This is a genomic window from Pseudobutyrivibrio sp. AR14, assembly GCF_900101325.1.
Classification (GTDB): domain Bacteria; phylum Bacillota; class Clostridia; order Lachnospirales; family Lachnospiraceae; genus Pseudobutyrivibrio.
The window spans coordinates 22,510-36,411 of record NZ_FMUY01000013.1; the positions used below are offsets into that span (position 1 = coordinate 22,510).

Sequence of the window (13,902 nt, forward strand, 5' to 3'; positions counted from 1 at the left end):
TCATTATGGCAATAATTAGAATTAATGATATTAATGACGATAGAGTGGAGTTGTTTACAAAATATAATGAGGCTCAGCTTTATCATTATTTTGAGCCAAAGGGTGGAGCATTTATAGCAGAGACACCTGAGGTAATTAAGCGTGCCCTTGATAGAGGAGCGGAGCCTTTGGCGTTTCTTGTAGAAGAAAAGGCTTTTGAAAGTGATGTGGTACAGAGTCTGCTTAGAGACTATTTAGAAGAAATTGATGTATTTATAGCACAGCTTAATGTGATTAATAAAATCACAGGTTTTAATCTGACCAGAGGTGTGCTTGCTGCATGTAAGCGTCCTAATCTTCCAGAGGCAGGAGATCTTTTAGTAGGGGCTAGACGAGTTGCTATTTTGGAGGATGTGATGAATCCTACCAATGTGGGGGCTATTTTTAGAAGTGCAGCAGCCCTTGGAATAGAGGCGATTTTTCTTACCCATCCCAGTGCAGATCCTTTCTACAGAAGAGCTGCTAGAGTTTCTATGGGGACAGTATTTCAGGTGCCATGGACATATTTTATAAAGGATTCAGACTATATGAATACTCTTCATGAGGCGGGATTTTCTGTTGTTTCTATGGCTCTTAAAGAAGGTGCTATACCCCTTTCTGCGCCAGAGTTGAAGGCACAGGAGAAGCTTGCAGTGGTATTTGGAACAGAGAGTACTGGAATAAAGGATGAGACAATAGCAAAGTCTGATTTTGTTTCTATTATTCCAATGCACAATGAGGTGGATTCTTTAAATGTTGCAGCAGCAAGTGCAGTGACATTTTGGGAGCTTTGTAAATAATCATTATTTATTAAGAAATATAAGGATTATTATTTGTAAGTAATATTCATAGGGAGGCGTTATAATGGATGAGCGATTGAAAAGGCAGATGGATTTTGCCCTTGAGATAGATAAAGAGAAAAACATTTTCAGACAGACTCATATATCAGGTCACGGTCGAAATGAGAATGATGCAGAGCATGCTTGGCACATGGCCATTATGGCTTATCTATTGCAGGAGTATTCCAACGAGAAAATAGATGTGGCAAAGGTAATGCTCATGTGTTTGATTCATGATATAGTGGAAATCGATGCAGGGGATACCTATGCATACGATGAAGAGGGGCTTAAGACCCAGAAGGCCAGGGAGGATGCTGCAAAAGAACGCATTTTTTCTATTTTGCCAGATGATCAAAAGGAAAAGCTCATGGGGCTTTTTGATGAGTTTGAAGCCTATGAGACTGCTGAGGCAAAATTTGCTCACGCCATGGACAATATACAGCCACTTATGCTTAATGACAGCAATGGTGGAGCTGACTGGAGAGAGCATCAGGCTAAGGCATCTTTAGTTTATGGTCGTCAGGGCAAGACTGCACTTGGTTCTCAGAAATTGTTTGATGAAGTGGTAGATGTGCTTATCAAGCGCAACATTGAAAATGGAAATATTAAACCAGAATAAGTAAAGGATTTTTATGAAAGCACTTATTGCAATGAGCGGCGGTGTAGATAGTAGTGTAGCTGCTCTTTTAATGAAAGAAAAAGGATATGATTGTATTGGTTGCACCATGAAGCTCTATGCCAACGAGGATATTAATGTGTGCGCCACTAACACTTGCTGTTCTTTAGATGATGTAGAGGATGCTAAATCAGTGGCAAGGCGACTTTCCATGCCTCATTACACATTTAACTTCCAGGATAGATTTAGAGAGACAGTTATAAACGATTTTATTAATTGCTATGAAAATGGCATGACACCTAATCCATGTATTCAATGCAACAAGCACATGAAGTTCTCAGAGCTATATAGGAGAGCACTGGAGCTTGGCTGTGACAAGGTAGTAACAGGTCACTATGTAAGAATCCGTAAATGCGATAATGGATATCAGCTTTTAAAGGGACTTGATGACAACAAGGATCAGTCTTATGTTCTCTATAACATGACACAGGAGGAGCTTGCACACACTGATTTTCCTCTTGGTGAATTGACTAAGGATGAGGTTAGAAAAATTGCAGAGAGCAATGATTTTATCAATGCCAACAAGCCTGACAGTCAGGATATTTGTTTTGTGCCAGATGGAGATTATGTGTCTGCACTTAAGAGATTTACTGGCAAGGAATATGAGCCAGGTGAATTTGTTGACGCAGATGGCAATGTGCTTGGTCAGCACAAGGGAATAGTAGGATATACAATCGGTCAGAGAAAGGGGCTTGGTATTTCTGCTGCTCATCCACTTTATGTGACAAAGCTTGACGTTCCTAATAATAAGGTTGTGTTAGGAAAGAATGAAGATCTTTTTACAAGAGACGTGTATGTTAAGGATATAAATTGGATTGGTCCAGATGAGACTCCAGAGAGATTTTCTTGCAAGGCTAAGGTTCGCTATAGAATGGCAGAGCAGCCATGTCAGGTAGAAAAAACTGGTCCTATTTCTGCAAAGATTATTTTTGATGAGCCACAGAGGGCAATTACACCGGGACAATCTGCTGTATTTTATGATGGAGAGGTTGTTCTCGGAGGAGGAATAATATATAATTAAACACTGTGATAAATTTGGGTTTTAGTAAAGCTATAAGGAATATTTTGTAATGAAAGGTTCTCAAAAGAAAAAAATATTTTGGATGATTTTTTCTTTGGCTTTGGCGCTTTTGACCATATGGGCGGTGCTTAAGCAGAGTGAGGACATGTCTATAAAAAAGCTCCTTACTATTATTGAGGGAGCAGATAAAAAATGGATTATTGTCTCCATGATTTCTGCCACTTTATTTGTTTTTTTCGAAGCAGTGGCGATTTGCTCGATTTTAAAGGAAATCTCATACCAAAAAAGTATAGGTAAAGGCATTCTTTACAGTACATCAGATATTTATTTTTCTGCCATCACACCATCGGCTACAGGTGGTCAGCCTGCCAGCGCATTTTTCATGTTGAGAGATGGCATACCAGTTGGCGTAGCGTCAGCTACATTGGTTGTGAATTTAATGATGTACACGGCGGCTATTATTTTTCTTGGTTTAATAGCTGTGATTGTATCACCTAAGCTATATTTTGAATTTAATTTTTGGTCTAGGGTTTTTATAGGGGCAGGAGCTATAGGGCTTACAGTTCTAGTTATTTTCTTTTTGGCAGTTTTGCGAAGAGGGGAAAAGGTATTTACCGCACTGGCAAATCTTCTCCGCTTCCTGCACAAGAAAAAGATTATTCACAAGCTGGACAGTAGGTTACTGAGGCTTAACAAAATACAGATTGATTATGAGAATTGCTCTAGCCTTATTGCTGGCAAGTCTTCAATTATGTTTAAGGCGTTCTTTTGGAATGTGATTCAGCGTAGCTGCCAGATTGTAGTGCCTTCAATGGTATATATGGCACTGGGCGGTCAGAGGCATCAATCTGTTTTGCTGTTTTTTAAACAGTGCCTAATTACAATAGGTTACAACTTTGTCCCTATTCCAGGTGCTATGGGAATCGCTGATTATCTTATGATTTATGGATTCTCTAGTTTTATGACAAAGAATGCGGCTTTTGAGCTGGATATGATTAGCCGCGGTATTACATTTTATATTTGCGTAACTCTCAGTGGTTTGATTACTCTGATTGGTTACATGAAAGGGAAGAAGAGATATGATAGGAGTTTATGATTACACGGTTATTTTAACTTATCTTTCAACTTGCTCAGGCTTGCTTGGAATTATTTTTACAATGACAGAGGTGGGACATCCATACTGCGGTACACTGTTTCTTATGATTTCAGGATTGCTTGATGGATTTGATGGCAAGGTTGCTAGAACAAAACAAAACAGAACTGATTTGGAGAAGCGTTTTGGAATTCAAATCGATTCACTTTCAGATTTAATATGCTTTGGTATTCTTCCGGCAACTATCGGTATTGCACAGCTTAGAGTAAATGGACGCCTTCCAGAGCTTTCACTTACTGACAAGCAGATACCAAACCACATGGGACTTTTAGTGCTTCTTATTTCTATTGCTGTATTTTATGTACTTTCAGCACTTATTAGACTTGCGTATTTCAACTCTACAACAGAGGAGAGAGCAGAAGAGGCTAAAATCAAGGGTAAGGAATACTTTACAGGTATGCCAGTTACTGTAGCAGCACTTGTATTTCCACTTACTCTTGTAGTTCATTGGTTTGTTAGAGCGGATCTTACAATGTTCTATTTCTGGGTATTGTTTATTATGAGCCTTCTCTTTATAGGCAATTTCAAGGTACCAAAGCCTAACATTAAGCAGTTTATCGGAATTTTCTTTGTGGGATTAGTTGAGTTTGTAGCAGTTATTTTTATTTTATTCTTTTCGTAAATGAGTACATTAGATTTTTTATATGAAACAAAATTGGGGCGAATAATACTTCGCCCCTTAATATCAAAACCAATTTCTGATTTTTCAGGATTTCTTTTAGATTCCAAAATTTCCAAGGCATTAATTCGCCCTTTTGCAAAAAATAATAATATTAATTTAGATGACTATATTTTAGATGATATAGGTTCTTTTAATGACTTCTTTTGTAGAAGAATTAAGCCAGAACTTAGACCTGTAGATTTAGAGGAGAATCATCTTATTACTCCATGTGACGGATTACTTAAGGTGATACTTATTAAAAACGGAGAGGTTTTCCCTGTAAAGCAAAGCATTTTTACAATAGGAGATTTGCTTAAGGATAAGGAGCTTGCAGACAGTTTTGAAGGTGGCTATTGTCTGGTATATCGTCTATGCGTTAATCATTATCATAGATATAGCTATTTTGAAACAGGTAAGAAGAGTCAAGATGTAGTAATCCCAGGAGTATATCACACAGTTCGTCCTATAGCCCTTGAGGCAGGCCCTGTTTTTGTACAAAACGCAAGAGAGTATACAGTTATCGATACTGAGAATTTCGGTAAATGCGTACAGATGGAAGTTGGTGCTATGCTTGTAGGACGTATAGTTAACGAGGAGCCTATGGCAAAAGAGGTAATTCGCGGCAGCGAGAAAGGCCACTTTGAATATGGCGGCTCTACTATCATAGTGCTTGTTCCACCGGGTAGAGCAGTAATTGATGAGCAATTGCTTGAGGCATCTGCTAAGGGAGAGGAGACTCCTGTTGTTTTAGGTCAACAAATAGGAACTACGATATCGTAAAACTATATAATAGATTATTATTGCCTTTCACTTCTCTGGTAGGTACAGAGAGGTGGGAGGTTTTTTGTTTTGGAAATGTAATTGATGATAAAAAATTAAATTATGTTTACATAAGCGGTTTAGTATGCTAAAGTAATAAAGTAATTTTTAACGAAACTATAAGGAGAAAATAGATGAAGAAGAGATTATTTGCTGCTTTATTAACTGTTGCAATGGTTGCATCTTTTGGTGCTTGCGGTGCAAAAAAAGAAGAGGCTACAACAGGTGAGGCTACAGAAGAGACAGTAGATAGCGATGTTGCTTATATTCAGGAGAAGGGTACATTAGTTGTTGGTATCACTGATTTTGCTCCTATGGATTATAAGGATGACGATGGCAACTGGATTGGCTTTGATGCTGATATGGCGAAAAAGGTTGCTGAGTCACTTGGCGTAGATGTTGAGTTTGTTGAGATTGATTGGGACAACAAGATTCTTGAGCTTGATAATAAATCAATTGATGTGGTTTGGAATGGTATGACTCTTACATCAGAAGTTACTAATGCAATGGAGTGCACTAATGCATATCTTAACAATGCTCAGGTTGTTGTAGTATCTAAGGACAAGGCAGAGGATATTACTTCAGCAGAGGATGCATCTTCACTTTCATTTGCAGTAGAGTCTGGTTCTGCTGGTGAGGCAGCAGCTTCAGAGAACGGATTTGACTATGTAGCTGTTAAGTCACAGGCTGATGCAGTTATGGAAGTTGCAGCTGGTACTTCAGATGCATGTATCATCGACTTGTTAATGGCAGGTGCTATGGTAGGCGAGGGCACAAGCTATCCAGATCTTACATATACAGTTGAGCTTACAAGCGAGGAGTACGGAATCGGATGTCGTAAGGGTTCAGACCTTGCAGCATATATTAATGATGAGCTCAAGGCACTTTACGAAGATGGCACTATGAACGCAATTGGCGAAGAGTACGGAGTTCAGGCAGCTATCGTAAAACAGTAGGACGGTATTTAAGATGTTTGCAAACGTAACATTATCACTACTTGAGGGTTTCTTGGGAACCCTCAAGTTATTTATTTTAACACTTTTATTATCACTTCCATTGGGACTTCTTATTAGCTTTGGCTCTATGAACAAGAATCCTATAGTGAGACTTCCAATCAGATTTATAATTTGGGTTGTACGTGGTACGCCACTTATGTTACAGCTTCTCATTATTTTCTATGGACCGGGTATATTTTTCGGGATGAATTTCTGGGGCTCTGGTGACACTGGTAGATTTACAGCAGCACTTGTTGCATTTGTAATTAACTACGCTTGTTATTTCAGTGAGATTTTCAGAGGTGGTATCCAGTCTATTCCAAAGGGACAGTATGAGGCGGCTGCAGTTCTTGGACTTACTAAGGGGCAGACTTTCTTTAAAATAGTGCTTCTGCAGGTAGTAAAGAGAATTGTTCCACCTATTTCAAATGAAGTTATCACACTTGTTAAGGATACTTCTCTTGCGAGAGTTATCGCCTTCTATGAAATCATCTGGGAGGGTGAGAGATTTATTAAGAGTGCAGGAATCATTTGGCCACTGTTCTATACAGGTGCATTTTATCTTGTATTCAGTGGAGTTTTGACTCTTTTATTTGGCTATATTGAAAAGAAATTGGATTATTTCAAATAGGATAATTCATAAGGACGAGAGATAGACTATGGCGATTTTAGAAGTTAAGGATTTAAAAAAGAGCTTTGACAATCAGGAGATTTTAAAGGGAATTAGTTTTGAAATGGAAAAGGGGCAGACTCTTTCTATTCTAGGAAGTTCTGGCTCTGGTAAGACTACCCTTTTAAGATGTCTTAATTTTTTAGAGACACCAGATGCTGGTACAATATCTGTTAATGGAAATCTTCTTTTTGATGGTGCAGTAGGACATGAAAAGGGAGTTGATTTAAGAGAAAAGCGACTCCACTTTGGAATGGTTTTCCAGCAGTTTAATTTATTCCCACAGTATACTGCTCTTGAAAATGTGACTCTTGCTCCAAAGCTTGAGGCTAATGGCAAGAGCGACGAGGAGATTATGGAGCTTGGCAAGGAGCTTCTTGTTAAGATGGGACTTGAGGATAGGATGAACAATTATCCTCACCAGTTATCTGGAGGTCAGCAGCAGAGAGTGGCTATTGCAAGAGCGCTAGCACTTAAGCCAGATATTCTGTGCTTTGATGAGCCTACAAGTGCTCTTGATCCAGAGCTTACGGGAGAAGTACTTAAGGTAATCAAGGAGCTAGCTGATCAGCATACCACCATGATTATAGTTACTCATGAGATTGGATTTGCTAGAGATGTTTCTGATGAGATTATCTTCATGGACAATGGTGTGATAGCAGACAAGGGAACACCGAGTCAGCTTATTGATAATCCATCTAACGAGAGAACGAGACAGTTTTTGGCTAACTATTTAAAATAAATTTTCATAGAGAAGGGAGAAAAAATGGCTACACTAGGTATTGTTATTGCAATCGTAGTTTATTTGGCAGCACTGCTTATTATGGGGGCTTCATTTGCCAAGGAGAATCACACTGTAGGTGATTATTATTTAGGAGGAAGAAAGTTAGGTCCTTTTGTTACAGCTATGAGTGCTGAGGCATCAGACATGTCTTCATGGCTTCTTATGGGACTTCCAGGAGTTGCTTTCGCTACTGGTATTTGCGATGCATTCTGGACAGCTTTTGGACTTGGTATTGGAACTTATCTTAACTGGCTTTTGGTTGCTAAGCGTCTTCGCAAGTATTCTGAGAAAAATGATTCAGTGACCATTCCAGATTTCTTCGAGCACAGATTTAGAGATAAGAGCCATATACTTATGCTTTTATCATCACTTATTATTGTAGTGTTCTTTGTTCCTTATGTAGGTTCTGGATTTGCTGCATGTGGTAAGCTTTTTTCATCACTTTTTGGACTTGATTATACAGTAGCAATGATTGCATCAGCAGCGGTTATTATCGGATACACAGCTACAGGCGGATTTATGGCTGCATCTGTAACAGACTTTATCCAGTCAATCATTATGACTATTGCTCTTATTGCAGTTGTTTGCTTTGGACTTTCTACTGTTGATGGCCTTCAGACAGTAAGCACATATTCCACATCACTTGATGGATATATTAGCTTACTTTCAACACATGATTTTGATACAGCATCAAGAGTTTCTTATGGTGGTATCATTACTATTATTTCAACAATGGCATGGGGTCTTGGTTACTTTGGTATGCCTCATATTCTTCTTAGATTTATGGCTATTGAGAAGCCAGAGAAGATCAAGCTCAGCCGTCGTATTTCTACTGTTTGGGTATTTATCGCCATGGGCGTAGCTATATTTATCGGTGTTATGGCAAGAACTATGGTTAGCAAGGGTGCTTTGGCAGAGCTTCAGGACCCAGAGAGAGCAATCATCGTAATTGCTCAGACTCTTGCAGAGCACAGCTTTATAGCATCACTTTTAGCAGGTGTTATCTTAGCCGGAATTTTAGCATGTACAATGTCTACTTGCGATTCACAGATGCTTGCTGCTTCATCATCAGTGTCTGAGAATATAATCCATGAGACATTTGGAATTGAGCTTTCTGAGCATATGCAGATGGTAATGGCAAGAGTAGTTCTTGTTATTATCGCAGCTATTGGTGTTATCATAGCAAGAGACCCTAACAGCTCAGTGTTTGGTATTGTATCATTTGCATGGGCAGGATTTGGTGCTGCATTTGGACCTATTATGCTTCTTGCTCTTTTCTGGAAGAGAGCTAATAGATATGGCGCTATCGCTGGTATGCTTGGTGGCGGTATTATGATTTTTGTTTGGAAGTTTTTAATCAAGCCACTTGGCGGTGTTTTTGGTATCTATGAGTTGCTTCCAGCATTTATCGTTGCCCTTATCCTCTGCGTGGTAGTAAGCCTTGCTACTGAAGCACCTAGCAAAGAGATTGTTGAGGAGTTTGAATCAATCAAGTAAAATAGTCATAATTAGTAATCGAAAGATGCATAATAACTATGATTGATAAAAGAGTTTGTGTGCGATGTCTGCTTCGCGATATGGTTGATGCAGATATGGCTATGATAGAAAAATATAAAAGTGCACTAAAAGAGGCGGATATGGTATCCGACGAGGAATACGAAAGACGCCTAGATATATGTGGTGAATGCGACAAGCTAAATGCAGGTACTTGCATGTCCTGTGGATGTTATGTTGAAATTCGCGCAGCAGCTAAAATATCAAAATGTCCTACCAAAAAATGGTAGGGCATTTTTTAGTGATATTTTTACCTTTTTTTATCAATTTTTTGCTTATTAAAAGATATGTTATTGACGGAGGAAATTAGGTATTGTAAAAAGAAAATAATAAGGGAAAAAAGGAGAAGAATAATGTCAAAATTAGTTATCAATAACGAAAACAAAAAGAGCACCATAGCTCCAGAAATTTACGGACATTTTTCAGAGCATTTGGGACGCTGCATCTACGAGGGGCTTTATGTAGGTGAGAACAGCGACATTCCTAATGTAAATGGAATGAGAACTGATGTAGTAGAGGCCTTAAAGGAGATGAAGATACCTGTTCTTCGTTGGCCAGGTGGATGCTTTGCGGATGAGTATCATTGGATGGATGGTATTGGCCCAAAGGGATCTCGAAAGAAGATGATCAACACTCATTGGGGTGGAGTTGTTGAGGATAATAGCTTTGGTACACATGAGTTTTTTGAACTTTGTAGACAGCTTGGATGTAAGACATACGTAAATGCGAATATGGGCTCAGGCACTGTGAGAGAAATGAGTGAGTGGGTTGAGTACATGACATTTAACGGAGTTTCTCCAATGGCTGATCTTAGAAAAGCTAATGGTCATGAGGAGCCATGGACAGTTGATTATCTTGGAGTAGGCAACGAGAACTGGGGATGTGGTGGTAATATGCGTCCACAGTTTTACGCTGATGAATACAGACGTTATCAGACATATGTTAGAAATTATGATGGCAACAAGCCAATCGCAAAAATAGCTTGTGGTGCCAATGTAGATGATTATCACTGGACCAAGGTTGTGCTTGATACATGCTTCGATGGTACTCCTGAGAAAGAGCATGGATTTATGGATGGTCTTTCACTTCATCACTATACTCTTCCAGAGATGGATGGAGATTGGAACTACAAGGGAAGTGCTACTGATTTTACAGAGGAAATATTCTACAAGACTCTTAAGAGATCATATTACATGGAAGAGCTCATCACAAAGCATGGTGCAATCATGGATCAGTATGACCCAGAAAAGAAGATTGGCATGATGGTAGATGAGTGGGGCATTTGGACAGATGTAGAGCCAGGTACAAATCCAGGATTCCTTTATCAGCAGAATACAATGCGTGATGCACTTGTAGCTGGTATGAATTTAAATATCTTCAACAAGCATTCAGACAGAGTAAAGCTTGCATGTATAGCTCAGATGGTTAACGTGCTTCAGGCAGTTGTTCTCACAGAAGGTGAGAAGATGATTAAGACTCCTACATACTATGTATTCAAGATGTATCGTCATCATCAGGGGGCTACACTTTTAGGAAGCGATTTGCTTAACTCTAGCAAAGTGGGTTCTGGAGAAAATGAAGTTCCTAAGATATTTGAGTCAGTTTCTGAGGATGAGAATGGAGTAATCAATATTACTCTTACAAACAACTCTCTTAAGGATACAGAGAATATAGAGATTCAATTAACAAAGGATGGAGATGCATATTCAGTATGTGAGGCATCTATTGTAACTGGTGCTATGAATGCACACAATACATTTGAAAATCCTGAGGTAATTAAGGAGCAGGAGTTTACAGATTACTCTAAGGCTGTAAATGGAATCAATGTTACTATTCCAGCTTGCTCAGTAGTAAGTATTAGAATTAATAAATAGCCTAAATTTAGGAAAATAATAGTGTTTCAGATATAGCTAGTTATCAATTTAATTGATAGCTAGCTATAATTTTTGCCTATTTGATTTCACAGCGGTAGGAGACTATTATATTCCTATAACAAATACATATGATTATTTAATTGTTATTTAATATTTAAGAAAGGAGCAAGGCAAATGAGAACTATAAATTGTACATCAATGATGAATATGTGCATGCGTCGAATGCTGTTCTCCCAGGTGATTAAGGGCCGAGGGTGCATGGCTTATTGTCTTGCGCCAATATCTTAAGAAGCCATTGCCTGGGAGTAGTTATAAGCGGCAATGGTTTTTTTATTGCCAGGTTATGGCACAAGGAGATTTATAGATGAGAGCAATAGAAATTAAAAACTTATCAAAAAGCTTTGAAAGCAAGGACAGCAGAGTTGAGGCACTTAGAAATATCAACTTGAATGTTGAAAGCGGAGATATCTGCGGAATCATCGGAATGTCTGGAGCCGGTAAGAGCACATTGATTCGATGTTTGAACTATCTTGAGAAACCAACTAGTGGTCAGGTTATAGTTTACGGAAAGGAGTTAGGACAGCTTAATGAGGCTGAGCTTAGAGCACAGCGGCAGGAGATATCAATGATTTTCCAGCACTTTAACTTACTTCAGCAGAAGAATGTCATTGATAATGTAATATTTCCACTTACACTTCAGGGTGTAAAAAAGAAAGAAGCCAGAGCAAAAGCATTTGAGCTTCTTGCAAAAGTAGGGCTTGAGGATAAGGCTAAATCATATCCTTCGCAGCTTTCAGGTGGACAGCAGCAGAGAGTTGCAATAGCAAGAGCCCTTGCTTCCAATCCAAAGATTCTTCTTTGCGATGAGGCAACAAGTGCACTTGATCCACAGACAACAGCATCAATCCTTACACTTCTTAAGGAGATTAATAGAGAGTATGGAATCACAATAGTTCTTATTACTCATCAGATGTCAGTAGTAAAGGCCATCTGTAATAAGGTGGCAATCATCGATGACGGGGAGCTTATTGAAAGTGGAAGAATCGATGAAGTTAATCTTCCAGAGGACAAGTTCTTTTGGCTGAACAAGGAAAATGAGTTAAAGAATAGAGAACAAAGAGAAGGAAAGGAGGCAAAGGATTATGTGGGATAGTGTTACAACAAATATGATATTAAACGGAATACTTGAGACAGTCTACATGACAGTGGTTTCCACATTCTTTGGATACCTTCTAGGACTTCCAATGGGAATTTTACTTACTACTTCAGATAAAAACGGATTAAAGCCTAATCCATTTTTATATAAAGTGTTGGATGCAATTTCAAATGTAGTTCGAAGCGTACCATTTTTGATTTTACTTATTTTACTTATTCCTGTTACAAGACAGATTGTAGGTAAGTCATACGGCACTACAGCAACAATCGTTCCTCTTGTTATTTCAGCAGCTCCATACATTGCAAGAATGGTGGAGTCATCACTTAAGGAAGTGGACGCAGGAGTTATAGAGGCAGCCAAATCAATGGGCGCATCTAGAATCCAAATCGTATTTAAGGTGCTTCTTGTTGAGGCAAGAACATCTCTTATCACCAACGCGACAATAGCCTTAGGTACTGTACTTGGTTATTCAGCTATGGCTGGTACCGTAGGCGGTGGTGGACTGGGAAATATAGCAGTCCAGTACGGATACTATAGATATCAGACAGATATCATGATAGTTACAGTTATCTTGCTTATTATTTTATTCCAGGTATTTACAAACTCTGGAATGTTCATAGCAAGAATACTGAATCACAAGAAAGCATAAGGGTATATTAGGGGAGATAATATATTACTTAAAATTTTACACACAAAGGAGAGAAAAGACATGAGAAAGAAAATTTTAGCAAGCATTTTAGGGGCAACATTTGTAATAGGTGCATTAGTAGGTTGCGGAAGCAGCGACGCTACAGCGGATGCACAGCCAAAGGCAGATGAGGCAACAGAGGCAAAAGAGGAGAACAAGGAGCTTACAACAATTACAGTAGCAGCATCAGCTACACCACACGCAGAGATTTTAGAGTATGCAGCTCCACTTTTAGAGGAGAAGGGCTACAAGCTTGAGGTTACAGTATTTGATGATTATGTTCAGCCAAACCTTGTAGTAGATTCAGGCGAGTTTGATGCAAACTACTTCCAGCACGTACCATATCTTGATAGCTTCAACGAGGAGAAGGGCACACACCTTGTAAATGCAGGTGGCATCCACTATGAGCCATTTGGTATCTACCCAGGTCAGAAGGCATCTCTTGACGATATCGAAGATGGTGACACAATTGCTATTCCAAACGACACAACAAACGAGGCTAGAGCACTCCTTCTTCTTCAGGATAATGGTCTTCTTACATTAAAGGATGGTGCAGGTCTTACAGCTACAGTTAATGACATTACAGAGAATCCAAAGAACATCAAGTTTGAGGAGCTTGAGGCAGCTCAGGTAGCTCGTGTAAAGGACGAGGTAGCATTTGTTGTATTAAATGGTAACTATGCACTTGAGGCAGGATATTCTGTATCAAAGGATTCTATCGCTTACGAGTCTGCAGATTCAGAGGCTGCTAAGACATACGTTAACATCATTGCTGTTGCAGAAGGTCACGAGAATGATGAGGGAATCAAAGCACTTGTTGAGGTTCTCACATCTGACGATGTTAAGAGCTATATTGAGTCAACTTATGACGGTGCAGTTGTTCCATTTTAATTAGTGAAATTGCAGCTTATAATTGACAAATCACTGCAAAGAAAATAATATATAATTACCTATTATTTAGATAGGAGATTAAAAGCAGATGGTAGATATCATC

At 38.9% G+C, this 13,902-nt stretch carries 14 protein-coding genes and 1 pseudogene; all 15 read left to right on the forward strand.

What is annotated here, in order from left to right:
• Positions 1-5 precede the first annotated feature (5 nt).
• Complete coding sequence (locus tag BLP50_RS11185; protein WP_090154748.1) at positions 6-818, forward strand: TrmH family RNA methyltransferase; 813 nt, start codon at positions 6-8, stop codon at positions 816-818.
• 64 nt (positions 819-882) lie between these two features.
• Positions 883-1,476 (forward strand): HD domain-containing protein, encoded by a 594-nt coding sequence (locus BLP50_RS11190; protein ID WP_090154751.1) that lies wholly within the window; start codon positions 883-885, stop codon positions 1,474-1,476.
• A 13-nt stretch (positions 1,477-1,489) separates the two neighbouring features.
• Positions 1,490-2,554, forward strand: coding sequence for a tRNA 2-thiouridine(34) synthase MnmA (mnmA, locus tag BLP50_RS11195; RefSeq protein ID WP_090154753.1), 1,065 nt, complete (start codon positions 1,490-1,492; stop codon positions 2,552-2,554).
• 49 nt (positions 2,555-2,603) lie between these two features.
• The gene (locus BLP50_RS11200) at positions 2,604-3,650 is read left to right on the forward strand and encodes a lysylphosphatidylglycerol synthase transmembrane domain-containing protein (RefSeq protein ID WP_090154755.1); all 1,047 of its coding nucleotides are present in this window, start codon (positions 2,604-2,606) and stop codon (positions 3,648-3,650) included.
• Positions 3,634-4,329, forward strand: a complete 696-nt coding sequence (locus tag BLP50_RS11205) for a CDP-alcohol phosphatidyltransferase family protein (protein WP_090154757.1) — start codon at positions 3,634-3,636, stop codon at positions 4,327-4,329. The genes BLP50_RS11200 and BLP50_RS11205 overlap by 17 nt, the downstream gene beginning before the upstream one ends.
• The gene (locus BLP50_RS11210; RefSeq protein WP_090154759.1) at positions 4,330-5,148 is read left to right on the forward strand and encodes a phosphatidylserine decarboxylase; all 819 of its coding nucleotides are present in this window, start codon (positions 4,330-4,332) and stop codon (positions 5,146-5,148) included.
• Positions 5,149-5,321: 173 nt separating this feature from the next.
• Positions 5,322-6,143 (forward strand): transporter substrate-binding domain-containing protein, encoded by an 822-nt coding sequence (locus BLP50_RS11215; protein ID WP_090154762.1) that lies wholly within the window; start codon positions 5,322-5,324, stop codon positions 6,141-6,143.
• A gap of 13 nt (positions 6,144-6,156) precedes the next feature.
• Positions 6,157-6,813: an amino acid ABC transporter permease gene (locus tag BLP50_RS11220; RefSeq protein ID WP_090154764.1), complete on the forward strand. Its 657-nt coding sequence runs from the start codon at positions 6,157-6,159 to the stop codon at positions 6,811-6,813.
• 28 nt (positions 6,814-6,841) lie between these two features.
• Complete coding sequence (locus tag BLP50_RS11225) at positions 6,842-7,594, forward strand: amino acid ABC transporter ATP-binding protein (protein WP_090154766.1); 753 nt, start codon at positions 6,842-6,844, stop codon at positions 7,592-7,594.
• A gap of 24 nt (positions 7,595-7,618) precedes the next feature.
• On the forward strand, positions 7,619-9,133 hold the full coding sequence (locus BLP50_RS11230) for a sodium/proline symporter (protein ID WP_090154768.1): 1,515 nt from the start codon (positions 7,619-7,621) through the stop codon (positions 9,131-9,133).
• A 38-nt stretch (positions 9,134-9,171) separates the two neighbouring features.
• Entirely contained in the window at positions 9,172-9,420 is a 249-nt protein-coding gene (locus tag BLP50_RS11235) for a DUF6171 family protein (RefSeq protein WP_090154771.1), read from the forward strand.
• A gap of 123 nt (positions 9,421-9,543) precedes the next feature.
• Entirely contained in the window at positions 9,544-11,064 is a 1,521-nt protein-coding gene (locus BLP50_RS11240) for an alpha-N-arabinofuranosidase (RefSeq protein ID WP_090154773.1), read from the forward strand.
• A 364-nt stretch (positions 11,065-11,428) separates the two neighbouring features.
• Positions 11,429-12,118, forward strand: a pseudogene (locus BLP50_RS11245) (methionine ABC transporter ATP-binding protein); the annotation flags it as partial.
• An 88-nt stretch (positions 12,119-12,206) separates the two neighbouring features.
• Positions 12,207-12,869 (forward strand): methionine ABC transporter permease, encoded by a 663-nt coding sequence (locus BLP50_RS11250; protein WP_090154777.1) that lies wholly within the window; start codon positions 12,207-12,209, stop codon positions 12,867-12,869.
• A gap of 60 nt (positions 12,870-12,929) precedes the next feature.
• Positions 12,930-13,799 (forward strand): MetQ/NlpA family ABC transporter substrate-binding protein, encoded by an 870-nt coding sequence (locus BLP50_RS11255; RefSeq protein WP_090154779.1) that lies wholly within the window; start codon positions 12,930-12,932, stop codon positions 13,797-13,799.
• The last annotated feature ends 103 nt before the right edge of the window (positions 13,800-13,902 follow it).

Coding starts and splice junctions, on each gene's coding strand:
- BLP50_RS11185 (WP_090154748.1), top strand. CDS start 6: ATGGCAATAATTAGAATTAATGATATTAATGACGATAGAGTGGAGTTG.
- BLP50_RS11190 (WP_090154751.1), top strand. CDS start 883: ATGGATGAGCGATTGAAAAGGCAGATGGATTTTGCCCTTGAGATAGAT.
- mnmA (WP_090154753.1), top strand. CDS start 1,490: ATGAAAGCACTTATTGCAATGAGCGGCGGTGTAGATAGTAGTGTAGCT.
- BLP50_RS11200 (WP_090154755.1), top strand. CDS start 2,604: ATGAAAGGTTCTCAAAAGAAAAAAATATTTTGGATGATTTTTTCTTTG.
- BLP50_RS11205 (WP_090154757.1), top strand. CDS start 3,634: ATGATAGGAGTTTATGATTACACGGTTATTTTAACTTATCTTTCAACT.
- BLP50_RS11210 (WP_090154759.1), top strand. CDS start 4,330: ATGAGTACATTAGATTTTTTATATGAAACAAAATTGGGGCGAATAATA.
- BLP50_RS11215 (WP_090154762.1), top strand. CDS start 5,322: ATGAAGAAGAGATTATTTGCTGCTTTATTAACTGTTGCAATGGTTGCA.
- BLP50_RS11220 (WP_090154764.1), top strand. CDS start 6,157: ATGTTTGCAAACGTAACATTATCACTACTTGAGGGTTTCTTGGGAACC.
- BLP50_RS11225 (WP_090154766.1), top strand. CDS start 6,842: ATGGCGATTTTAGAAGTTAAGGATTTAAAAAAGAGCTTTGACAATCAG.
- BLP50_RS11230 (WP_090154768.1), top strand. CDS start 7,619: ATGGCTACACTAGGTATTGTTATTGCAATCGTAGTTTATTTGGCAGCA.
- BLP50_RS11235 (WP_090154771.1), top strand. CDS start 9,172: ATGATTGATAAAAGAGTTTGTGTGCGATGTCTGCTTCGCGATATGGTT.
- BLP50_RS11240 (WP_090154773.1), top strand. CDS start 9,544: ATGTCAAAATTAGTTATCAATAACGAAAACAAAAAGAGCACCATAGCT.
- BLP50_RS11250 (WP_090154777.1), top strand. CDS start 12,207: ATGTGGGATAGTGTTACAACAAATATGATATTAAACGGAATACTTGAG.
- BLP50_RS11255 (WP_090154779.1), top strand. CDS start 12,930: ATGAGAAAGAAAATTTTAGCAAGCATTTTAGGGGCAACATTTGTAATA.